We start from the raw sequence: 25,041 nt of genomic DNA on the forward strand, positions 1-25,041 counted from the left end.
ATCGTCCTACGATTAGGCGATATAATCACCCAATGTTTCTGCATTCTGGTTTAAGGCCATAGCTAGTTGTTCATCACTGGGTGCTATGCCATGCCATTTATGTGAGCCCATCATAAAATCAACCCCATTTCCCATTTCGGTATGTAGCAACACCATTACAGGCATTTTAGTTCCGGTCGAAGCTTGGGCCTTTCGTAGTCCTGAAATCACAGAACCAATGTCATTACCGCGCATAACCTCTATAACCTTCCAGCCGAATACCATCCATTTGCGGGGTAGGTCGCCCAGCGAAAGGACATCGTTGGTAGCCCCATCAATCTGCGCACCATTGTAATCTACAATAGCAATCAAATTGTCCATTTCGTTGTGAGCTGCATACATGGCCGCTTCCCATACCTGCCCTTCCTGCAATTCGCCATCGCCCATAAGCACATAAACCATGCGGTTATCTTGATTTAGTTTTTTGGCTTGAGCAGCACCAATAGCGACAGAAAGACCTTGCCCCAAGGATCCCGAAGCGACACGGATACCTGGCAGTCCTTCATGCGTAGTCGGATGTCCCTGCAGTCTTGAATTGAGTTTTCTGAAGGTGGCAAGTTCATCGATTGGAAAATAACCTGCTCGCGCCAACACACTATAAAATACCGGAGAGATATGACCATTGGAAAGGAAAAACAGGTCTTCCCCGACGCCATTCAAATCAAACTGATCGTTTCGCTGCATCAATTCAAAGTATAAGCAGACCAACAATTCGGTGCAGCCCAACGATCCTCCCGGATGCCCCGACTGGCAACCATGCACCATGCGGAGTATATCCCTTCGGACTTGCTTAACAATCGCTTCTAAATTATGGATACTATGTCTTGTCATGACCATCTCAATTGTTACTTTGTGCGGCAACGCGTTTATGATCAGCTAAAAATTGAGCAAGGCCACTGTCCGTCAACGGGTGTTTTAAGAGGGAAAATATCGCCTGCAAAGGTCCAGTCATCACATCCGCACCAATTTTGGCACAACCCAAGATATGCGCACTATGACGTACCGAAGCCGCAAGAATCTGGGTAGGGAAAGCATAATTATCGTAGATCGTCCGAATTTCGCGAATCAGGGCCAGTCCATCGACAGAGATATCATCGAGCCTACCGACAAAAGGAGATACATAGGTTGCTCCGGCTTTGGCGGCCAAGAGTGCTTGCCCGGCAGAAAAGACCAGGGTGCAATTGGTTTTAATTTGTTTTGTACTAAAATATTTAATTGCTTTAATGCCGTCTTCAGTCATTGGAACCTTAACAACAATCTTATTGTCTAAGGCCGCTAAAAGCAAACCTTCCTCAATCATCGCGTTAAAATCAGTTGAAATCACTTCAGCACTTACATCACCGTCTACAATATCACAGATAGCTTTGTAGTGCGCATGTACAGGAGCTGTTCCTGTAATACCCTCTTTGGCCACCAGCGAAGGATTGGTCGTTACACCATCTAGGACACCTAAATTTTGAGCCATACGAATCTCACTGAGACTTGCCGTATCGATAAAAAATTTCATTTTTTTTAGTTGATTAGTTTTGAATTCGCTAGATCTCCAGCGATTGGTTATAAGACAAAACTATAGCTTTCAACCAGATAGGATTGCAACAAATAAAAAAAAGAAGGGTAAAAATGTTTAAAACAGATTACCCTCCTAAAAAACTGACCTAAAACGACCTTTTAAACAACAATATTATGCTTAGTGCACGGATGTATTTTTATGCGATTGGATATATTCACTTGGCGTCATTTGATATTTTGCTTTAAAGACTTTTGTAAAATAGTTTGGATTGGCAAATCCCGTCTCATAAGCAATTTCAGAAATAGACTTATCGCTTTTTTCCAGCAAACCTGCCGCCTTTTCTAGTTTCACAGAGCGTATAAAATCTACGGGAGACATGCCCGTCAGTTCCAGCAGCTTATTGTAAAGGGAGGCTCGGCTCATCGAGGTGTGGGCACTTAGCGCTTCGACCGATAACTGCGGATTATCGATATTATCGTGTACATAATTGAGTACTTTTTGTAAAAATTTATCTTTTTCGGACCTGATCGTCATTTCGGGCGCTAAAATAGACACCTGTTTACTATAGACTTCCCTGAACGCCTGGTTCAGCTGAAGCAAACTGTTAACCTTCGCTACCAGTACATCCATATCAAAAGGTTTGGTCAGATATCCCACCGCACCCGATTCAAGCCCGCAAACAAGACCATTATCGACCTGTGAGGCCGTCAGCAGTACAACAGGAATATGTTTTGTCCGTTTATCCTGCGCCAGCTTCTGTGAAAATTCCATACCATTCATATATGGCATCTGAACATCGCTCACCACAAGGTCAGGGTGATGAAAAAGTGCTTTTTGCCAGCCATCCTTTCCATTAGTAGCCTCGATAATCTGATAATACTCCTTTAAAGACTCGCTGAGGTAATATCTAAAATCTTCATCATCTTCAATAACCAACACAAGCGGGCACTGTCTAAGCTCCACAGGTTGTATCTCCGTAACTACCTCTGGTTCAACCCCTCCCTCATATACCGACTCAGCTTGATCCAGCCATAGATCAAATTTAAAGGTACTTCCGCTGTCGGGTTGACTGTTAACCGAAATCTCGCCATGGTACATCTGAACAAATGACTGTGCAATTGACAGTCCAATACCTGAACCCTGACTTGCCACCTTGCCCTCAGTATCATGCTGAAAAAAACTCTCAAATATCGATTGTTGCAGTTGCTCGGGAATTCCGATACCAGTATCGCGCACTTCAAGGGAAACATGCAGTTTCTTGTCGACAAGGCTTATAGATGATATACTTACAGCGATATCCCCACCCTTTTTGGTAAATTTAAAAGCGTTATAGATTAAATTAAATAGAATGCGCTCAACCTTATTTCGGTCAAAACGACAATACAATTTTTCCTGGCATGGAAAAAAAGAATAATCGATACCTTTTTGCAGCGCCATATCCTGAAATGAACGGTATACTTCCTGTACAAAAGATACCAATTCACCATCTTCATCCTGCACTTTCAATTCATGGTATTCCATTTTACGAAAATCCAGTAATTGGTTGACCAAATTTAAAAGCCGCCGCGCGTTACGGCTTACCAAATTTAGTTGATCGCCCAGTTTGCTATCTTTATTTTTGGCAATCAAAGCATCCACGGGCCCTGTGATCAAAGAGATTGGGGTTCGGAATTCATGACTTAAATTTGTTAAGAATCGGATTTTCATTGCATCTATTTGATGCTTTGTCTCGGCATCTCTCTTTTGCTGTTCAATGAGCTGCCTCGCCTGGATACGCTCTTGTTCAATCGCAAATTTTTGTTTTAACTTTTGAATCCCGCGATGTCTGGTCCACAGCAGCCCCCCCAATACTGCTAGCACATAAAATAGATAAGCATAAATGGTGCGCCAAAACGGTGGAGCAACATGTATCGCAATCGATTTGATTTCCTTGTTCCAAATACCGTCGTTGTTGCTTGCGCGAACCTCAAAAACATAATCTCCCGGATCCAAATTTGTATAATAGGCACTATTTTCCTTTCCATTTCGAATCCAATTTTTGTCAAAGCCGACAAGTCGGTACTCGTATTGGTTATCCTCAGGTACAGTTAGATTTAGCGCGGCAAAAGAAATTGAAAAATTTTGTTTGTATTTCAGGTTGATGCGATCGGCAGTCAACAGCGACTGCTGTATTGGCCCCTTCTCCGTGGGCTGAGCGATCACATTGTCAATTTTTAAATCCGTCAGTGCGACCTTCGCAGGATTGCCATTTGTTTTTAAATGAGCCGGATAAAAATGGTTAAACCCTTTCTGCCCACCAAAATAAATTTCTCCATCGTCCGTTTTTAGTGACGCACCGAGCATAAAAGCACCTTCTTGCAATCCCACAGCATTAGAATAGTTTTTGAACTTATTTTGCACCGGAGAATAACAACTCAATCCTTTGTTTGTTGAAAACCAGATCCTCCCTTTATCGTCCTCGATAATACTCTGAATAGCACCATTTACTAATCCATCTTTCTCAGAAAGTGTCTCAAATAGTGTTTTCCCTTTTCGCAGCAAACCTACTCCATTGCCATTTGTTCCAACCCATAAATTTCCATTTTTATCCGTATGCACGGCTAATATATAATTGCTTGGGAGCTTATTTTTTGCTTTGTCATACAGTGTAGTCTGTTGTTTCAAAGGGTCATACATCACCAGGCCCGAGCCGTAAGTTCCAATCCACATATTATGTGCCTGATCTTCCGCTAGCGCACGTATAAAATTTCCAGGTAGCTCTATTCCATCGTTTGAGTGCTCTTCCCTCTTGTATTTTTTGACGATAGCGCTTCCTTTTTGAATGATGTTCACGCCGCCGCCATTTGTCCCAACCCAGGTATTCCCCCGAAAGTCTACTTTTAAACAAAAAATATCGTTATTATTCAAATTATCTTCCCTGTTACCAACAGTATATCTTTTTAGATTTCCATTAAGCAGATCATAACAGATAACCCCTTGCTGGTAGGTACCGATCCAAAGCTGATCGTGTTTTCTTTCCAAAGTCAACACCGTTAGATCTTTAGGTAAGTTGGCCGAAAGTTCAACAGACGACAGTTTATCTGTCAATCGGTCATATTTCCAGATACCACCACCATCAACGCCCAAAAAAATCTTATTCTGATAAGCCGCGAAAGAAGTTACTATAGCTGGGTCACCGGTCATACCCTCCAAAAAATCTAAACTTTTTAATCTAAATTGGCTTAAATTGGTATCGAATTTATTTAGCCCTCCCTGAAAGGTACCTATCCAGTAAATTCCGCTATTATCGACAAAAATAGACCGTATCGATTTATGAGAAAGACTATGAACATTACTTGGATCCGGCTTAAAGGTCCGAACTGTTAAATCCCTGGTATTAAGCACATCCAGACCATTGTCCGTTCCGATCCATAAGTCCTGCTTTTGATTGTAACATAAGGTGTAAATGCGGGGACTGCTTAAAGCTCCTTTCCCTTCTCCTGCGCTAAATTTATTGAACTGCGAATCGCCCGGATTCAAATATTTAAGGCCAAGCATAGATCCGACCCAGATACGGCCCTGATCATCTTCAACAATGGAACTAATTTCAATTCCATTTCCATATCCTTCCTTTTCCGAAAGAACTTCAAAACGTTTTATGGTCTTTAGGTCTGCCGATATGCGGAATATGCCATTCTCTGATGACACCCACATGTTGTTCTTTCGGTCACGAAAAACACTGCCCGTTACTTTACCGGCAAAAGCTTCTACAATACGTCGATAAGTTGGATCCATTCTCTTTTGTAGATCATTGACGTCCAAAATATACAAAGCACCATATGAAGCGATCCAGATATTTCCACTTGCATCCTTATCAATTGCATTAATTGCGGTACTGAGCCATTTACCATCTGGGGTAAGATTGTACGACCTGATCCGGTCTGCTTCCCGATCATAATAACTTAATCCCCCTCCATTTGTACCTATCCATATTCTTCCCTTCCTGTCTTCACATAAGGCCGAAATATGGTTTGCCATTAAACTATTCTCTTTGTTGGCATCATAGCGGTAGACATTGTAATGACGTCCGTCGAAGCGATTAAGCCCATCCTCTGTTCCTAACCAAAGAAAACCATAACTATCGCGGTAGATACTATAGATTGTATTGGAAGAAAGTCCATCCTTTGAAGAATAGCGTTGAAAAGTTACAGGCTGGCTTTGTCCATAAGAAAAAAACGTCAGCATCATCCAGGTGAATACCACTAAAGTTCGTATCATATATTTAGGTATGTAATCTTCAATACAAAAAAATCTGTATTGAACTGTCAACTAAATTATCAAATTAATCCCTACTAAACTAGTCTCTACAATCATTTGACCCATGTAAGCGGTATTTTTTGACATTCTTATCCTTCATTTAAACATTCTTGCTATCCACCAAATTTTCCAATGGCTAGCTTTGGTATACAATTATAAACTGCTTTGAAAGGCATTTCCAATATAGGGAAAACTATATGCAAACAATGCAACCGGTTGCTATATAGTTATAAAAAATTTAACCAATTATTATACAGCATATGACAGTACCTGATGATCCATGACTGTCCCTTAGATTTTTTATCAAAATGAACAAAGGGAACACCGATACAAACGTATCTAGCCAATTAGAGAAAATTTAACCAAGAATTCTTCAACCTATTTATCAATCCACAAATGCGATGATGATTACATGTACAATCACACGAGTAAGGCATTGGAAAAAGCTATGGGGTATAGCTAAGCCATTCACTTTACTGCTGTTCCTGCTTTATGTGGGACAGGCAACACTCTATGCTCAGGCCAAAAGGCAGATAAGGGGCATTGTCGTCGATAGTAACCATAAAAAAGTGAGCGGTGCATCCATCAGGGTAAAAGGCACCTCGCTAGCCACGGCTACCGATGAAAATGGAGCTTTCACGATCCAAGTCCCTACAGATAATAATTTGTTGACTATCTCCAAGCTAGGATATGGCCAACTCGAAGTGGATATCCACAATAAGAACACGGTAGAAGTACAACTGAGCGATAAGTCTATCGAGATCGAGGAAACCGTTGTCGTCGGTTATGGTCGTCAGAAAAAAGAAACCGTTGTAGGTGCCATTGCGCAAACTTCGGGTAAAATCCTCGAACGCGCAGGGGGTGTTTCCAGTGTAGGAGCCGCATTGACCGGTAACGTGCCCGGGGTTATTACCACGGCCAGTACAGGTATGCCCGGCGAGGAAGATCCTCGTATTGTGATCCGGGGGCGCAGTACCTGGAATAATACCGACCCTTTAGTCATGGTGGACGGAGTGGAACGACCACTATCTGCCGTTGATATCAGTTCCATCGAAACTGTTTCCGTCCTCAAAGACGCCTCTGCAACTGCTGTCTATGGTGTTAGAGGGGCCAATGGCGTTATTTTAATCACCACCAAGCGGGGTAAAGAAGGGCAAATGCTGATACGCGGTACCGTCAACAACATTGTAAAAACCGTTTCCCAACTTCCGGGAAAAATGGATTCGTACGATGCTTTGATGCTACGCAACAAGGTTATCGAATATGAGTTAGGCATTTCTCCTTCCAGTTGGGCCAACTATCTTCCACAAGACGTCATCAATAAATACCGTTTTCCCGCTGACCAGACGGAACGCGAACGTTATGTGAATACCGACTGGGCAAAGGAATTATTTAAAAGCCACGCTTTTTCACAAAATAGCAGCGTCAATATTGCTGGTGGTACACCCTTTGTCAAATATTTTGCCAATGCGGATTTTCTTTACGAAGGCGATATGTTCCGCCAGTTCGAAAATGCTCGCGGTTATAAAGCAGGCTATGGTTTTAACCGTCTGAATGTACGGTCCAATTTAGACTTCCAGCTTACTCCCACAACCAAATTTTCAACCAACCTGGCAGGGTCTCGCGGTGTCAAAAAAAGTCCATGGGGCGGCGGCAACGATTATTCCTATTGGATCGCTGCCTATACGGTAGCTCCAGATGTTATTTATCCACGCTATTCAGACGGTACTTGGGGTTACTATGCCTTAAACACACAAGCCGGAATAAACTCTGCCCGTGTGCTGGCACTAAGCGGAACCGAATACATCACCACAAGTCGTATTACAACAGATTTTACGCTCGAACAAGATCTTAAGTTTTTAACGAAGGGGCTTAACGTTCGTGGGACAATCTCACTGGACAACACGTTTGTCGAGGGCGGCCGCGGTATCAATGATGCCAACAACAGTACACAAAGTAAATGGATCGATCCCAATACGGGATTGCCAACCTATCAGATCGCTTTCGATGGTACAAATAGATTTGACTTCGTCGAGGGCATAAACTGGACAACCGGTGCCGGACAGGTCAGAGACTGGTCTACCTATCGAAGATTATTTTATCAATTGCAGTTAAATTACGCAACGACCATCGCTAAGAATCACAACATCACTGCCATGGGTTTATTCAACCGCAATCAGACCGGAACAGGGAGTATGATTCCCTCCTATCGCGAAGACTGGGTATTCCGCACCACCTACAACTACAAAAATAAATATATGCTCGAGTACAATGGAGCCTATACGGGATCAGAAAAATTCGGTCCTGACAATAGATTTGCCTTTTTCAATTCCGGTGGGATAGGCTGGCTAGTTACTGAAGAAGAGTTTATGAGGCCTATCTCGTTTCTCAATATGCTCAAGTTACGTGCGTCCTATGGTGACATCGGTGACGATAGTGGCGGCCGTCAATTTCTGTACCTAACCCAATGGGCATATGGGGGCACCGCTGGCATGGGGGTTGAAGGCCGCTACTCCTACTCCGACGGCAATACCAGTCCTTATATCTGGTATAAGGAAAGTGCGCTTGGCAATCCAAATATCCGCTGGGAAAAAGTTAACAAATTCAATATCGGCCTCGACTTCGGTCTGTTCAATAGCCAGATAACCGGTAAAGTCGACTTTTTTAGGGACCGGCGGACAGATGTTCTGATTAGCGGCGCCAACCGAGCCATTCCTTCCTACTTTGGGATGGAGGCACCTACAGCCAACCTAGGTAAGGTACAGAATAAAGGGTTTGAAGTAGAACTGAAATTTAACAGACAGCTCAATACCGACTGGAGAATATGGGCTGATATCAATTTTACCTATGCCAAGGATAAAGTCATCAATGCCGATGCACCCGAGTTGCTGCCCGAATATCAGAAACCGGATAACAAACAAGTGAGTCAAACCTATTCTTATGTTAGCTCCGGATATTACAATACTTGGGACGAACTTTATTCGAGTACCGCGCACGAAAGCAATGACCTAGCGAAACTACCCGGCAATTATCATATACTGGATTATAACGGGGATGGTATTATCGATGCTAAGGACAACATTCCCTACGCCTTTCCTTCAGTTCCACAGAACACTTATAATTATACCATTGGATTTGATTGGAAGAATTTCAGTGTCATGACCCAGTGGTATGCCGTAAATAATGTCACCCGGCAAGTTGTTTTCAACAGCTTCTCGGGCCAACTTAACCTCGCTTATGACGAAGGTTCCTATTGGTCAAAGGACAATGTCAACGCAGACGTACCACTACCACGCTGGTTATCACAGTCGAGTACTTATACACCCGGTAGCCGGTATATGTTTGATGGTTCCTACATTCGATTGAAAACAGCCGAAATTGCCTACAATTTTAATCGAGAATCCAGCGTAATCAAACGACTTGGGCTTCAAAACCTTCGCATTTTTCTAAATGGCAACAACTTAGTTTTCTGGTCCAAAATGCCAGACGACCGTGAATCCAATTATGCCGGTACGGGCTGGGCATCACAGGGCGCCTACCCTACGGTAAAGCGGTTTAATCTAGGTGCAAACATTACATTTTAATCCTACCACTATGAAAAAGTATTTCAAGGTAATCTTTATATCTACTGTGATCTGGTCTTCAACATCCCTACTCTCGTGTAAAAAATACCTGGATAAAGAAGAACAGTCCAATGTGTCCTCCAAAGAAGCATTTAAAAACTTTATTAACTTTCAAGGTTATACAGAAGAGTTATACAGCTGTGTTGTCAACTTCAGCAACAACTACTGGACCAACTCGTGGAACTGGGGTGAAGATGAAATGACCTCAACGGCTGGCAATTATCATTTCGTTCACAAAATCGACAATGGTAATTTTTGGGGTTGGCAAAGAGAATCCGACGGCTGGGGCTCCGGCTGGATGGATCAGGGTGATTTTACCACCATCAATGGGGATGTATTTGCCAACCGTGCCTTCCGCGATTTATGGAGCGCGGCCTGGTTTGGCCTGCGAAAAGTCAGTCTCGGACTAGAGAATATCGACAAATTAACCGAAGCCACCTCCGAAGAAAAGAACCTGATCAAGGGGCAATTGTTATTTTTCCGAGGTTGGTTTCACCACCGATTGATGGAATATTTTGGCGGGATGCCGTACATCAATTATGTACTTCCAAGTGACGAAAAGCTGCGGTTGCCAAGATTGAGCTACCATGCCTGTGCGGATCTTGCTGCGGCCGATTTTAGAGAAGCGGCCAATCTATTGCCGATCGACTGGGACAATACCACTGCCGGAAAACGTACCCTGGGTAAAAATCAATTGCGCATCAACAAAATCATGGCCCTTGCTTATCTTGGCAAAAATTATCTTTGGGCGGGAAGCCCTTTGATGAATTTTCAGTCTACCGGGAATAAAACCTATCATACTGACTATTGTAAAAAAGCAGCCCAAGCCTTTGGTGAACTACTTTCACTTGTCGAAAGCGGACAGACAAATTACGCCCTTGTTCCTATGGCCAATATTCACTTGAATTTTTACACAACAGGCCAAAATTGGGCCATGCCTGGCAGTACAGAAGCTATATTTAGAGGGCCCTACATTGACGCATGGGTATCGAATTATGGTACCAGTAAACAGTACATTCCGCTGGTCGTCTCCGACGGAGACGCATTGAAGTTTATTCCAACAGCCAATTATGTCGACTACTATGGCATGAAAAACGGTTTACCGATCAAAGACATTACCCAGTCTGACGCAGAATCAGGTTACAATGCCGAATACCCTTGGAAAGATCGCGACCCACGCTTTTATAAGGATATCATTTTCGATGGAACAAAAGTCGTCCAAGGAAATACACAGGACGAAAAAAATCGATACGCTAACCTTTACAGTAATGGAAGCTATCGAGATATCCAGTCTGGCAGCCAGACAGGCTACGTGTTACGTAAATTTGTCCCTATAACAGCCAACAAATATGATCAAGCCTATAATTATGGATCCAATCTTCATATTTACGTGCCCTATATGCGTTTATCTGATGTCTATCTGATGTACGCCGAATCCGCCATGATGGCTTCCAACTCAGCTACAGGCAAAGCGGACAATTACGGTAAAACAGCAGTTGATGCGATCAATATCGTTCGGGATCGGGCTGGCGTGGATCATGTAGATGCCAAATTTCTAGGTTCGGCTAACGCATTGTTACCTGAATTACGGCGGGAACGAGCTGTGGAGCTCGCTTTTGAAGGTCATCGTTTTAATGATCTTCGACGCTGGTTGCTGTTGACCGAATCACCTTACACCTTAAAAAAATCGGTTGTTTTTGATCGGGCAGGAACCTTCAACACCGTAGATCCATCCCAAAACCGCGTCGTCAACATTAAAGAAAATGTGCTTTTGGAACGGAAGTTTACAAGCAAACATTACTGGTTGCCCCTAAAGGTCAGAGATGTCAACATGTATCCCGAGTTCTATCAGAACCCAGGCTGGTAACAAGTTTTTCATTTAATCATTTAAAAAATGAAGTACAAAAAATTAAGAATAGCACTATGTCTTGGATTAAGTTGGATAGCTACCGCTGAAGGAATGGCGAAAGAATCACTTAATCCAACCATTAGACAACATAAAAATATTTTTCCGGAGCGCTCGACATTTGTTGGTCCGGACAGTATTGGCACCGATAGTACGACACTTGTACAGGTCGCTTTCCGAAAAGTTCAGAAGAAGGACCTCATGGGCAATGTACAATCCATCAATGTTCCACAATTGCTCGACAAGAGTTACAACACCAACAGTCTGGAAAATCTAGATGCCTTTATTCCGGGATACAACGGTAATATTTGGGGTATGGGTGGTTATTTGGTATTAGTGGACGGATTTCCGCGTGATGCCAATAACGTTATGCCAACAGAAATCGATCAGGTCAGTGTATTGAAAGGCGCCAATGCCATCGCTCTTTATGGTAGCCGAGCAGCCAAAGGCGTAATTAGCATCACGACAAAACGCGGAAAATCCGGAAGTCAACAGATAAAAATTAGAGCCAATAGCGGTATCAATGCGGCTATGAGCTATCCGCAATATCTTGGCTCCGCAGAATATATGACATTGTATAACGAAGCTCGACAAAATGATGGATTATCACCACTCTATAGTGCCGAAACAATCTACCAACATGCAGCCGGAACAAATCCTTACCGTTATCCCAACGTGGATTACTATTCATCGGACTATATCAAAGATCACTACAATCGCTACGATGCCACCGCTGAAATCTCGGGAGGCAATCAACGTGCACAATATTATACCAACTTTGGATTTTGGTCTGAAGGGTCCCTCCTCAATTTTGGACAGGCGAAAAAAAATGGTGGCGCCAATAGATTCAATATGCGCGGTAACATCGATGTGAAAGTCAATGATCTGATCTCCCTGAACGTCGATGCAGCAGCCAGTTTTTATATTTCCAAAGGGGTAAATGCGGACTACTGGGGTGCAGCGGCAACCGTGCGGCCACATCGCTTCTCTCCACTCATTCCTATTGATATGATCGAAGAAGGTGACGTCAACTCGATGGTGTATGTCAACAACAGCAATTTTCTCATCGATGGCAAATATCTCCTTGGGGGAAGTCAGCTGGATCAAACCAATGCCTTTGCAAACGTTTATGCCGGCGGCACAAACCGCTATCTAAATCGGCAGTTTCAATTTAATACGGGTTTAAATTTTGATCTAAAAAACATCTTGGAAGGTCTGGTTTTCAAAACCAACCTGGCTGTGGATTATCAGTCAAATTACAACCAATCCTATAACAACAATTATGCTGTTTATCAGGCATCGTGGAACAACTATGATGGAAAAGACCTTATCAGTAGCCTCACAAAATATGGTGACGACCGTATTTCAGGCATCCAAAATATCAGTGGCAGTACCTATAGACAGACCATCGGTCTCAATGGGTCCCTAAACTTTAACCGTACCTACGGTAATGACCACCATGTATCGGCAATCCTATTGGCCAATGCGTTCCAGATCGCTGCCTCCGGCAGCTACCACAAAACCAGCAATGCCAACCTAGGGCTGCAGTTGGGCTACAATTATTCAAGCAAATATTATGTTGACTTTAGCAGTGCTTACAGTCATTCCGCCAAATTACCACAAGGGAATAGAAGAGCCCTATCTCCTACTTTAGCGCTCGCCTGGCGTCTATCTAAAGAAAATTTTTTGGTCGACAGCAAAGTCGTCAATGAGTTAAGATTATCCGCCTCGGCAGGTATATTAAACACGGATCTGGATATTAGCGACTATTACCTCTATCAGGGGTATTATACCTATAACGACGCAGCATGGTATAGCTGGCGCGACGGTGACCTCGTCCATACCTTTGACAGACGCAGGGGTGACAACCCCAACATGAAATTCCCGAAACGCAAGGAATTTAATATCAACCTCGAAGGTGGGCTCTACAACAACCTGATCACCTTTAATACGTCCTACTTTGTTAATCGGATGAGCGGCGGGTTGGTACAGGCGGCAACACAGTACCCAATGTATTTTATGACTTACTGGCCGGTTTATTCTGACCTTCCCTATGTCAATTTTAACTACGACGAACGCCGGGGTGTCGACTTTGGCATCAACCTGAACAAACAGATCAACAAAACCTTCGTATCACTGGGTTTCAACGGGATGTACTATACGACCAAGGCGGTAAAAAGGGACGAACTCTATGAATTTGCTTACCAAAACAGAGCCGGAAAACCACTAGACGCCATCTGGGGCTTACAGCATGATGGTTTTTATAACAGTCAAAGTGAAATTGACCAAGCTGCCTTTTCAACATTTGGAGAAGTCAAGCCTGGAGATATCAAGTATAAAGATCAGAATGGTGATGGTACCATCGATACCCGCGACGAAGTATACTTAGGCAAAGGCGGATGGGCCGGTGCCCCACTGACATTAGGTTGCAACCTGACAGTCAAATGGAATAATTTCACATTATTTGCCGCGGCAACGGGACAGTTCGGAGCCAAAGCGATGAAAAACAGTTCTTACTTTTGGGTAGATGCGGAAGATAAATATTCAGTGGTCGTACGTGACCGCTGGACAGAATCGACCAAGGAGACCGCAACTTATCCGCGCCTTACCACCTTTAACAGTGACAACAACTTTCGAAGCTCAGACTTTTGGCTCTATAAGACCGATCGCATCAACCTATCCAAAGTGCAGCTGTCTTACGATTTCCCAAAGCGTCTATTCAATGCTAAGTTTATACACGAACTGGGTATTTATGCCACGGGATCCAACCTACTAACCATCGCCAAAGAAAAGGAAACGATGCAATTGAATATTGGACAAGCACCACAAATGCGTTTTTTCAACATCGGACTGAAGGCACTATTTTAATCTTTACTATCTAAGACGAGAATGATGAAAAGAATACTAACCATAGCCATCCTAAGCAGCTTACTATTTTCTTCCTGTGAAGATATGTTTGAGCCGGCTCTTGAAAATAATCTTGAAATTGAAACAGCCAATAGTCGCCCCCTTTACGCACAAGGGCTACTTTTAAATGGATACAACCGGGTTCCGGCTAATAGCTATAGCTTTGATGATGTCGCCACAGACAATGCTGTGAGCAACGATAAAAGCAATACTTACCTTAAAACAGCAACCGGACAATGGACAAGCATCAACAATCCTTTCGACCAATGGCGCAATAGCTATGCAGCCATACAGTACCTCAACAATTTTTTATCCCTAAGTGATAAAGTAGAATGGGCCTTGGATCCCAAGGTCAGTACGATGTTTAACGATCGCATGAAAGGTGAAGCTTATGGTCTCCGGGCACTATTTATGTTTCACCTGTTGCAATCCCATGCCGGAAAGTCGAGTACCGGTGAGATACTTGGTGTGCCTATCCTGCTGACTCCCGAAGATGTCAATTCGGATTTTAACCACAGTCGTGCACCGTTCGAAGCCTGCATGCAGCAACTTTACGATGACATCAAAAAAGCAGAAGACCTGTTGCCTATGGATTACGAGGACATCGGTGCAGACAGTCAAGTTCCGGTCAAATACGCAGGCACAATCAATAAAGACGACTACAACCGTGTATTTGGAGCCTATTTCAAACTCCGCATGACCAAGCGCATCGCGCAGGCAATTCGTGCCCGAGCAGCGTTAATGGCGGCAAGTCCGGCATACAGCGAGGGCAGCAAAACAACCTGGGAGCAAGCCGCCACCTATGCGGGGCAGGTCATCCAGGCCAAAGGCGGACCAAGTGGTATTGATCCTAAAGGATTCACCTGGTACAATAAAGATGTGGTCGATGGCTTAACCTCCGGATCCAATCCGGCCGAAATACTTTGGCGCACCGACAAAGGAAATAGCAACAGCATGGAACAGGACCATTTTCCGCCAACATTGTTTGGCAGAGGACGTCTCAATCCAACACAGAATCTGGTCGATGCCTTTCCCATGGAAAATGGCTATCCCATTGACGATGCCAATTCGGCTTACAATAAAACCAATCCGTACGACAAGCGGGATCCCCGATTGAAGACTTACATTATTGTCAATGGTGCCACAGCAGGCGTAAGCAACACGGCTATCAATACCGCTGCCAATAGTCCAACAAACGATGGGTTAAATAAGGTCGAGACATCTACTCGGACGGGCTATTACCTGAAAAAGCTGCTGCGCCAGGATGTAAACCTCAACCCTTCATCTTCTACACAACAAATGCATTTCAATACACGTATACGGATGACAGAAATGTATCTGGCCTATGCCGAAGCCGCAAATGAGGCCTGGGGGCCTACTGGCATGGGTACTTTTACCTTCTCGGCCTACGACATCATCAAGGCTATTCGCAGACGGGCGGGTGTAGGAGCCAACAATGGCGATCCTTACCTAGAACAGGTAAAAAACAACAAAGAGCAAATGCGGCAGCTAATCCGCAATGAGCGGAGACTAGAACTTTGTTTTGAAGGGTTTCGGTTTTGGGACCTGCGTCGCTGGAAGTTGGATATCAACGTTGCTGCAAAAGGAGTCAGTATAAGCAACAACAGCTATACCGAGATTCCGGTAGAGAATAGGCTTTATGAAAACTTTATGTACTACGGTCCGATCCCGTACAGTGAAGTACTCCAATACAGCAATCTTGTACAGAATACGGGATGGAATTAACATTAATACACGCATAATGAAAAAGATCAATCTTCTTTACGCCATGGCTTTGGTAAGCCTGGCGTCTTGCAAAAATAACGACTGGGAGTTCCCAGATTTCGAATTTCAATCGGTATACTTCGCCTATCAGACACCAGTCAGAACGGTAACCCTAGGCGAAGACATTTTTGACAACAGTCTCGACAACCAGCATAAGGTGAAAGTCATGGCAACCACTGGAGGAGTATACAACAATGCAAAAGACATCCGTATCGATTTTGTTGTCGACAACAGCCTTACGAATGGCCTTAGCTATCCAAACGGCCAGGCAGTTTCCGCATTGCCCAACAATTACTACCAGCTTGGCAGCAATCAAATTAACATCCCAAGTGGTAGTCTCACAGCCGGTGTTGAAGTGCAACTGACTGACGCATTTTTTGCCGACCCAAAATCCTTGGAAACCTATTACGTACTTCCTCTAAGGATGACAAAAGTGGTTAACGCCGATTCCATCCTCTCCGGTAAAACTTCGCTACAGACTGCCAATAGGGCTATTGTATCCGATTGGGATGTCGCACCAAAAGATTTTATCTTTTATGCACTCAAATATATCAATCCCTGGCACGGCAATTACCTGCGTCGGGGTACCGACCAAATTGTCGGCAAAGGTGCCAATAATAGCTTGACAAAAAATATCGTCAGACATCAGGCCTACGTAGAAAAAGACGAAGTCAAAAGCGTCACGACGGCAGCGCTAAAGAAATCGATCTTACCCCTTTCTTTTAAAGGAACTGATGATGTCAATATCAATGTCAATCTGAACTTAACTTTTGATGACGACAACAATTGTAGCATTAGCTCGGCAAGTGCTGGCATCTCCGCTACAGGAACCGGTAAGTTTGTCAAACGGGGCGAAAAAAACAGCTGGGGTAATACAGACAGAGATGCACTTTATCTTTCCTACACGATCGATATGACACAAATGAGTGTCACCAGCAAGGATACCCTCGTGATGCGGGACAGATCTGTAAAAATGGAAACATTTACACCCATCAAAAAGTAGTATCAATTCTATAACGAACAACGATGAAAAAAATCAATAAAACTATCGTCATCCTACTTTCGCTCGGCACCGCCTGGAGTTCCTGTTCCAAATATCAGCCACTGGATTACGCCGTCGATAAACCGGAGAAAGTACTGACGCAGGAAGATATCAATGCTTACAACCCATTAAAAAGTTATCTGGATAAGCAAGGCAACCCCGGATTTAAGCTCGGTGTTGCGCTCAATATGAACGATTATTTTAACAAAGGAATCCTTTACCGCTTAGCTAACCGAAATTTTGAAGAAATGGTCATGGGCTATGAAATGAAACATGGCTCCATTGTGCAGGCCGACGGAAGTCTCAATCTATCACGGGTCGAACAGCTTATCACAGCCGCACAGGAAAACAACATGGCGCTATATGGCCATACCCTTTGCTGGCACTCGGGACAGAATGCGGCCTATCTCAATAAGTTAATTGCCCCTGTGGTGATACCAGGTTCGGGAGGTCCAGCCCTGGCGGGGCACGCTTTAAAAATGAGTAACCCCTCTGTTGTCAATGCCTGGGAAGCACAGACCGCCTATGATATCAACCCGACGGAAGTGGGTAAAGAATATGTATTGAAGATTGTCGCACGAGGCAATAAAGCGGGCAACATTGACATCGATCTGCAGACCACCGCCAATTACACCGGCGACAACATGGGCTCATTAGCATTAACGACAAGCTACAAAGAATACGAACTTAAAGTGACTGCAACTGCCGCGCGTAACCGTTTTATTATCAATTTTGGCCAATACGATGGAACAATCTTCATCGACAAGGTTGTGCTTACAAAAACTGGCAGTTCAACAAGCCTCATTGCCAACAGTGATTTTGAAAACAATATTGACGGTTGGTTCGGTTGGGGAAATAATTCATCCCGAGCGCAGTCCGCCAATGGTGAAGGATATGGCAGCCCGGGAGGTAGCACGATTGAGAAAACACCTGCCGAGAAAGACGCCATACTCACAAAAACTCTTGAGACGTTTATTGCTGGCATGCTCGAAAAAACCAAAGGTTATATCAAAGCCTGGGATGTGGTCAACGAGCCCATGTCCGACTGGCCCGATCAATATGCCTTGAAGACAGGAGTTGGAAAAACCGACCTGGCTGATGATGAGTTCTACTGGCAGGATTACTTAGGTAAAGATTATGCCGTGAAAGCTTTTCAATTTGCCCGCAAATATGGCAATGCAAATGACCTCCTTTTCATCAATGACTATGGTTTGGAAGGCAGTGGCAATAAATGTAAAGGACTGATCGCGTATGTCAGCTACATCGAAAGCAAAGGCGCCAAGGTGGATGGGATCGGTACCCAGATGCACATCGACATCAACACAAGCAAAGACAATATCGTCAGTATGTTTAACCTATTGGCCGCCACCGGCAAGCTGATCAAAGTGTCTGAGCTCGATATTGGTTTGGGAAATGGCATAAAGACTAGCAATGCAACGACTGAAATGTATCAGCAGCAGGCCGACATGTACAAATTTGTCATTGAAAAATATCTTGAGATCATTCCCAAGGATAAGCAATATGGTATTACCATATGGAGCCCACTGGACAGTCCGGACCAAGAGAATTCATTTTGGAGACGTGGGGAACCCATCGGTTTATGGACCGAAGGATTCGTTCGAAAGCCAGCCTATCAGGCGGTTGCTGAGGCATTGTTAGCTAAAAAATAAGATCATTAATCACCCTTTAAATATGTAAATTATGAGAACAAACAACATGTGGTTATTGCTGATCTTTTTATTAGCTATTTTTTCCAGCTGCTCGCGGCTGGAAGAAAAAACATTGACCAGCGAATCCGAAAGAAGTCTTAAATCCAATGTTTCCGCGCAAGCCGTTACAAGCTGGCCGCGGCCAACCCCGACCCTACATGTCGGAGGCAAGTACCTCAAAGATCCCTGCGACAATAATATTGTCCTGCATGGGGTAGCCATTACGCCAAGCCCTTGGTTCAATGGCTGCCAGTATGGTGCCAACTCCGGTTACTGCACCTGGGATAATTACAATGTTCAGGGTGCGCTCAATTACAATAAAGCAGTCGTTGACAAACTCAGCAGCGCGGCCGACGGTTGGTATCTCAATTATATCCGTCTGCACATCGATCCGTATTGGACCAATGATCCAGGCGCTCCTATTCCTGAAGACGACATCTCAAGATTTAACTATAATCGCTTGGTTACCTATACTGATCAGGTCATTATTCCACTAATCAACCATGCCCGCAGCCGGGGCATGTATGTGATCTTGCGTCCTCCTGGCGTATGTCCACACCGTATCGCAGTCAATGATGCCTATCATACCTATCTTAAGACCGTATGGACTTTTCTATCGCAGCACCCATCACTAAAGAATGCAGACAATGTGATGTTTGAATTGGCTAACGAACCCGTTGAGATTCTGGGAACAAATGGCAACTGGGGGACGACCGGCAACGAGCATTTTGCTGCGTTGAAAAATTTCTTTCAGCCCTTGGTCAATATCATTCGTAATAACGGTGCCAACAATGTATGCTGGATACCAGGAACTGGCTGGCAGTCCCATTATCAAGGCTATGTCAATAATCCGATTACGGGTGGCAACATTGGCTATGCAGTACATATCTACCCCGGGTATTGGGGTGGTGTCAATACCTATCAAGCTTTTCAAAATGCCTGGAATACAAATGTTAAACCTATTGCAGACATTGCACCCATTGCCATTACAGAGACAGACTGGGCTCCACAGGGATATGGCACATTTGGTACGGGATCAACCGGTACCGCTGGCGGAAACGGTTTTGGTGCAAATTTAAAATATATTGTGGATCAGTCCGGCAATGTAAGCTGGAACTTTCTCGCCCCCGACGATCTGCTCCACAAAGGGGATCCCAACGCCGGGACAGCTTTTAACAATGATTGGGAAGCCTGTGCTGCTCCCGCTAAACAGTGGTTTCAGCAGTATGCTGCCTCCAATTACCCCATGTCTAACTGTACAGTTACTAGTCTGGTCAATAATGGCATTTACGAAATCGAATTCCAGACCGATGCCAACAAGGTACTTGATTTAAAATCAGGTGAAGATGCCAACGGTGCAGTGCTCAGACCGTGGACCAGAAATGGCGCAAATGCACAGCGCTGGGTCGCTATAGATGCCGGTAACGGATACTGGCGCTTTGTTTCAAAAGCAAGTGCAAGCAATCGCTGCATTGATCTGACGAGTAATAGCAATGCGCTCGGAACTGCCATCCGGCTTTGGCAGAACTATAGCAATGATGCTCAGGCCTGGAAGGTAACTGCTGTAGCCAATGGCTATTACAAAATTACCTCAAAGGTAGATGCTACACGCGGTTGGGATGTACCCAACTGTACCATGGACGGCAATTCCAATCTTCAGCTTTGGGATTACTATGGTACCTCCTGTCAATTATTTAAGTTCAAATTTATTGCCATGAACTAAACACTATCTTTTCGCGGTAAGCCATACTTACCGCGAAATAGGTTAATTTTAAAAACATAAAAAGCTTCACGATGCGACAAACACAATTTAAAATGCTGCTACTGATCTTCTTGGTATGTTGTTTTACCGGAACAACAGCTTGTGCCCAAGACAAGAACTTCCATATCTACCTTTGTTTAGGACAATCCAATATGGAGGGACATGGACAATTCGAACCTCAGGACACCATCACCAACAGCCGGTTTCATGTGCTGGCGGCAGTAGATTGCCCCGAATTGGGACGGCAGTACGGTAAGTGGTATCCTGCCCGGGCACCACTTACGCGTTGCCACACAGGCCTTACACCTGCAGATTATTTTGGCAGAACGCTTGTAGAAAAGCTTCCCAAAAATATCGAGATCGGAGTCATCAATGTTTCGGTAGGTGGTTGCCATATTCAATTATTTGATCAAGATAGCACGTCAAGCTATGTCGCAAAGGCACCCGAATGGATGAAATCCATGCTTGCAGCTTATGACAATAATCCTTATGAAAGGCTTGTCGTCCTGGCCAAGATGGCACAGCAGAAAGGTATTATCAAAGGTATTTTACTTCACCAGGGGGAATCCAATACCGGCGATCGCGAATGGCCCAATAAAGTAAAAAAAGTCTATGAAAACCTCTTGCACGATTTGCACCTGAAAGCCGAAGATGTACCCCTACTTGCTGGTGAACTCCTATCGGCCGAAGCAGGGGGTAAATGCGCAAGCATGAACAGTATCATCCAAACATTGCCCGCTACTATCCCAACTGCACATATCATTTCTTCTGCGGGTTGCCAGGGTATCGGCGATGGACTACACTTCAGTCCTGCCGGATACCGGCAGCTGGGTAAAAATTATGCGGCAAGCATGCTTAAATTGCTGACGAAAATAAAAAAATAAAAAAAGCTAGGGAGTCAATCCCTAGCTTTGAATGACAAGCAGCTAGCCGCCCGAATCACTAAACCGTTCTTTTCTTATAATTTCCTTCGTTATCTTTAAAAGAGATAACAAAACGCTCGATCATTAATTTCCAAAAATTTTGGCCAACTCCTGGTGTAACAGTTCACCTTTTATATTGATAGCGACAATGTTTCCTTTAGGATCCACTAAATAATTTTGTGGTACAGCACGTACGCCATACAATACCGCAGCCTCATTGCTCCAGCCTTTTAGATCTGCGACATGGATCCATGGCAAACCATCATCTTTGATGGCTTTTAACCAGGCATTTTTTCCTTTGGTATCATCTAGCGACACTGCAAGGACCTCCAATCCTTTACTTTTGTATTTGTTATAGGCCTTTAATAAGTTGGGGTTTTCAGCACGGCAAGGACTACACCAGCTTGCCCAAAAGTCGATAAGCACATACTGGCCTTTAAAATCGGATACTTTGATCATTTTCCCTTCCGTATCCGGCTGGGAAAAATCGGGTGCCTTATTGCCGATTTTTACACTTCTCTCCGCTAGAAAACGCGCTTCCAACTGTCGCGCATTGGTCATTTGACGCACTTCTTTGGACAGCTTCAAAAACAAAGGTTCGATCTCACTGAGCTTTCGTTTGTTGGCCGCATCAATAAGGGCGTCCACCGCAAATATTGAATTGGGATTTTTGGCAGCAAATGCAAGCTCTTTTACCCGGCGAGCTTCAAAACGCGCCTCAAACCTTTCATGAATAGCCTTATACTGCTCGCTGGCATCGGGAGCATCTTGCTTTACGGCCGCAAAGGCCTTATTCCCCGCATCAATGATATCCATGAAACCACCACCAATTTCATTTAAATAAGCGACATAGGCGTTATGCAACGGCGACCCTTTTATGGCAGCAGTACGCAATGAATCCTTGATGGTCATATTGTAAGTTTCATTGCCTAAATAGAAGTATAAACGGTCGCCAATATTCTGTGCGACTAATTTCCCCTTACTGTCTTGATCAAAAACCATCCTGGAGTAAGACGGCTCCTCTACTGTTCCTTTGAAACTAAATCTGCCGTCCACGATAGCCGATGAATCCGATGCCGGAAATCCATCTCTTATATAATCCAGATACACTTTCTTGCCATTGAAAGCTTTTGGTGCACTTCCCTTGATCTGGAAGCTAGCTTGCTGCGCAAAGGATGTCATAGGCAAAAATGCCAGTGCTAAGGCAACTATTTTTAAATTTTTCATATTTTTTTGTTTGGTTCAATTTTTATATTATTCCTTTTAGTTACGCCAGGTCATATCCACAGGATTTCCGGGAAGACCCTCAATTGTTTTGAGCAACTCGCCATTTTTCCCAACACGGATATCCATATAATACAGCGCTCCTTCTGCCCCAGCAATCAGGGTATTCTCATCGTCCTCTAATTTGAGCATGCTTATATCCGATTTGATGGTTGTTTTCAATAGATCGACTTGCTGATTGAGCGGGTTGTAGCGAAATACCTGATTTTTGTAGGCCACATAAATATACCCATTTCGGGTCGCCACCAACTTTGTTTCCGCATTGATCCATTCTTGTTTTATAAAGATCTTCTTATGTATTGCGGTGATCATAAATGGTCCATTAAAATTTGCATTGAACTTCAATTCATAAATATGACCACTCCCGTCCTTCGTATAAGCATAGGTATCCGTATTATTGATCTGCACCATTTTGATCAGATCCATGCCTACCTGTGTTGGATCAAAAATTTCAGTACTGACGGGACTATACTGGGTACCAAAATACATAGGGCTACCGTAAATATTGATTCGGACAAACTGCTTTTTATTTTTTTCGAAAGCGATTACGCTATAATTATTGTCTACTGTTGTCAATACTACTTCTGGTGCTAACGCGTAGTCCCCATCCGCATAAGTTCCAAACATGCCGTAGGTGTTCGATTGATCCCAGGTGTTTGTAGTTCCCCCATAAAATTTGTCATTGATTACCCCCATCATTACCCCTTGAGGATGGGCGAACAAACTTCCCACAGCAATCGTTGACGGTGCCAAAAAAAAGTTATCGTGCAGGGTACCGGGTTTTACCGCCTCCTTAACAAGATTGTTTACATCTAACCGCACGCCGGCCTGTTTTGATATAATCCAGTAACCCAAGGGGGTATTTCCCGTAAACTGGTTTTTTAAGTAATGGATATGCATAGGATCCACCGGTAATGGTTCGCCGTTGATCGCCTCATAAATATTGGGCTGTACAGTATTATCGGGCTTTATAAACGAGAGTTTACTAACCCCGTTTTCGACAGATAACACAAGTGACCCACGCGAAAAAGCTGTCGTTCCCTGGATCTTAAAATTATAGAAATATTTCATCCCATTGCCCGTATTGGTCACCGTAAGGCGCGCCGTATATCTTTTGGCCTGAAGCCCGAAAACGATACGCAGCGCGGGACCTTCGTAGTGGTTAGCTTCGGGGACGAGTGCCTCTGGCACATCGATTCGCCAGTTACATTTCACTGAAGCCGCATCGATGCCGGTAATTTTTGGGGTTATAATAAGGCTGTCCCCCACCGATGCTTCATACAAAGTATCTAACCCTGTGATCTGCGGCCCATCAGGCATATCGATGGCATAATTTCCCTTGTCCTTATAACAGCTTTCGAAAGCCAATAGGGTTAAAGGCACAATAGCAAAAAATAGTATTGCTCTCAATCTGTTTAAATTTCTTTTCATCTATCTGACTTCCTTTCCTGATTCATCTATAAAATAATACTTACCCGAAGCGCTATTTTTCCTTAATAAGATGCTTCGGTTTGGATTGTCCACATGATAGAATTGGTAGGTCTGTCCATTATCGTTGCTGCTCAGCACGTAATTTTTTTCTGGATGATCCTTGACCCATTTAAATGGATCGTTGAGCATCATGAGCAAGAGATTTGCAAAGTAGAGATTTTTGGGTGCATCGAGCCCGACCGTCGAAAGCGAACGTTGTTCGGTGACAATTAGGAAGAGCTGATGTTTTACCCGCGAATAATTATCGAGCCACATGGTCCACCAGGCAGGCTGTTCCAATTGGGCCGAAATAATAATTCGCGCCCGTATCAGTGTTGGGTTTTCAACCCCAAAGTCATCACTAGCCTTAAGTTTTACGAGCAGTGATACAGATTGACTTTCAAGCGCGCTTATATTATGCACAACGATAGGCATAAAGGCCCGACCGGCATTACTTTCCAATGGATATTCTGATTTCAACGGATCATAGTGCAGGTCTGCACGCGCCGTTGATGAATCTTTTTCCACGAAAGCCTCAAAATGCCGAGTGTGCTGGTCACGGTATCCCATTACTTTGACAGGAACAAAAATGGTATCCTGCGCCTTGGTCATATCGTAGGCAAAAGTATATACAATGCTATCCCGATCAGCGTCGCTCAAATCAAAATAAACATTTGCCGACCTGTCGTAGGTCGCTAAAACTGCCTTTTTGCAAGAACACAACATCAGCAGTGGTAGTAGCAATAGCAGAAGTAATAAAGTATCTTTTTTCATTTTGGTTACGA

The 25,041-nt window shown here is 43.9% G+C and carries 14 protein-coding genes; 8 read left to right on the top strand and 6 right to left on the bottom strand.

Annotation, left to right across the window (positions count from 1 at the left end; genetic code table 11):
• Positions 1–12: 12 nt before the first annotated feature.
• The 3 genes from M2419_RS03635 to M2419_RS03645 all read right to left on the bottom strand — a co-directional run bounded on the left by M2419_RS03635 (position 13) and on the right by M2419_RS03645 (position 5,806).
• Positions 13–870 (bottom strand): transketolase, encoded by an 858-nt coding sequence (locus M2419_RS03635; protein WP_259254242.1) that lies wholly within the window; start codon positions 868–870, stop codon positions 13–15.
• A gap of 7 nt (positions 871–877) precedes the next feature.
• Complete coding sequence (fsa, locus tag M2419_RS03640) at positions 878–1,546, bottom strand: fructose-6-phosphate aldolase (protein ID WP_153846238.1); 669 nt, start codon at positions 1,544–1,546, stop codon at positions 878–880.
• A 180-nt stretch (positions 1,547–1,726) separates the two neighbouring features.
• Positions 1,727–5,806: a hybrid sensor histidine kinase/response regulator transcription factor gene (locus M2419_RS03645; RefSeq protein WP_259254243.1), complete on the bottom strand. Its 4,080-nt coding sequence runs from the start codon at positions 5,804–5,806 to the stop codon at positions 1,727–1,729.
• A 440-nt stretch (positions 5,807–6,246) separates the two neighbouring features.
• Between M2419_RS03645 and M2419_RS03650 the strand changes: the two genes are divergently transcribed.
• The 8 genes from M2419_RS03650 to M2419_RS03685 all read left to right on the top strand — a co-directional run bounded on the left by M2419_RS03650 (position 6,247) and on the right by M2419_RS03685 (position 21,463).
• Complete coding sequence (locus M2419_RS03650) at positions 6,247–9,429, top strand: SusC/RagA family TonB-linked outer membrane protein (protein ID WP_227550196.1); 3,183 nt, start codon at positions 6,247–6,249, stop codon at positions 9,427–9,429.
• 10 nt (positions 9,430–9,439) lie between these two features.
• The gene (locus M2419_RS03655) at positions 9,440–11,335 is read left to right on the top strand and encodes a RagB/SusD family nutrient uptake outer membrane protein (protein WP_259254244.1); all 1,896 of its coding nucleotides are present in this window, start codon (positions 9,440–9,442) and stop codon (positions 11,333–11,335) included.
• Between the two features lie 27 nt (positions 11,336–11,362).
• Positions 11,363–14,242 (top strand): SusC/RagA family TonB-linked outer membrane protein, encoded by a 2,880-nt coding sequence (locus tag M2419_RS03660; protein WP_159727888.1) that lies wholly within the window; start codon positions 11,363–11,365, stop codon positions 14,240–14,242.
• A 21-nt stretch (positions 14,243–14,263) separates the two neighbouring features.
• Positions 14,264–16,027: a RagB/SusD family nutrient uptake outer membrane protein gene (locus M2419_RS03665; RefSeq protein WP_259254245.1), complete on the top strand. Its 1,764-nt coding sequence runs from the start codon at positions 14,264–14,266 to the stop codon at positions 16,025–16,027.
• A 16-nt stretch (positions 16,028–16,043) separates the two neighbouring features.
• Complete coding sequence (locus M2419_RS03670; protein ID WP_153846241.1) at positions 16,044–17,069, top strand: DUF5627 domain-containing protein; 1,026 nt, start codon at positions 16,044–16,046, stop codon at positions 17,067–17,069.
• Positions 17,070–17,092: 23 nt separating this feature from the next.
• Positions 17,093–18,778 carry an endo-1,4-beta-xylanase gene (locus M2419_RS03675; protein ID WP_153846242.1) on the top strand — a complete coding sequence of 562 codons (1,686 nt, stop codon included), beginning with the start codon at positions 17,093–17,095 and terminating at the stop codon, positions 18,776–18,778.
• Positions 18,779–18,809: 31 nt separating this feature from the next.
• On the top strand, positions 18,810–20,540 hold the full coding sequence (locus M2419_RS03680; protein ID WP_153846243.1) for an RICIN domain-containing protein: 1,731 nt from the start codon (positions 18,810–18,812) through the stop codon (positions 20,538–20,540).
• 71 nt (positions 20,541–20,611) lie between these two features.
• Positions 20,612–21,463, top strand: coding sequence for a sialate O-acetylesterase (locus tag M2419_RS03685; protein WP_159727892.1), 852 nt, complete (start codon positions 20,612–20,614; stop codon positions 21,461–21,463).
• Between the two features lie 123 nt (positions 21,464–21,586).
• Here M2419_RS03685 and M2419_RS03690 read toward each other — a convergent pair whose 3' ends face one another.
• The 3 genes from M2419_RS03690 to M2419_RS03700 are packed head-to-tail and all read right to left on the bottom strand — an operon-like array spanning position 21,587 to position 25,030.
• Positions 21,587–22,729, bottom strand: a complete 1,143-nt coding sequence (locus tag M2419_RS03690; protein ID WP_153846245.1) for a TlpA disulfide reductase family protein — start codon at positions 22,727–22,729, stop codon at positions 21,587–21,589.
• A gap of 36 nt (positions 22,730–22,765) precedes the next feature.
• Entirely contained in the window at positions 22,766–24,217 is a 1,452-nt protein-coding gene (locus M2419_RS03695) for a PKD-like family lipoprotein (protein WP_153846246.1), read from the bottom strand.
• A complete protein-coding gene (locus tag M2419_RS03700; protein ID WP_201667630.1) occupies positions 24,218–25,030 on the bottom strand; it encodes a DUF4843 domain-containing protein in 813 nt (270 codons plus the stop codon).
• Positions 25,031–25,041: the final 11 nt, after the last annotated feature.

This window comes from Sphingobacterium sp. BIGb0116 (assembly GCF_024808035.1).
Classification (GTDB): domain Bacteria; phylum Bacteroidota; class Bacteroidia; order Sphingobacteriales; family Sphingobacteriaceae; genus Sphingobacterium; species Sphingobacterium paramultivorum.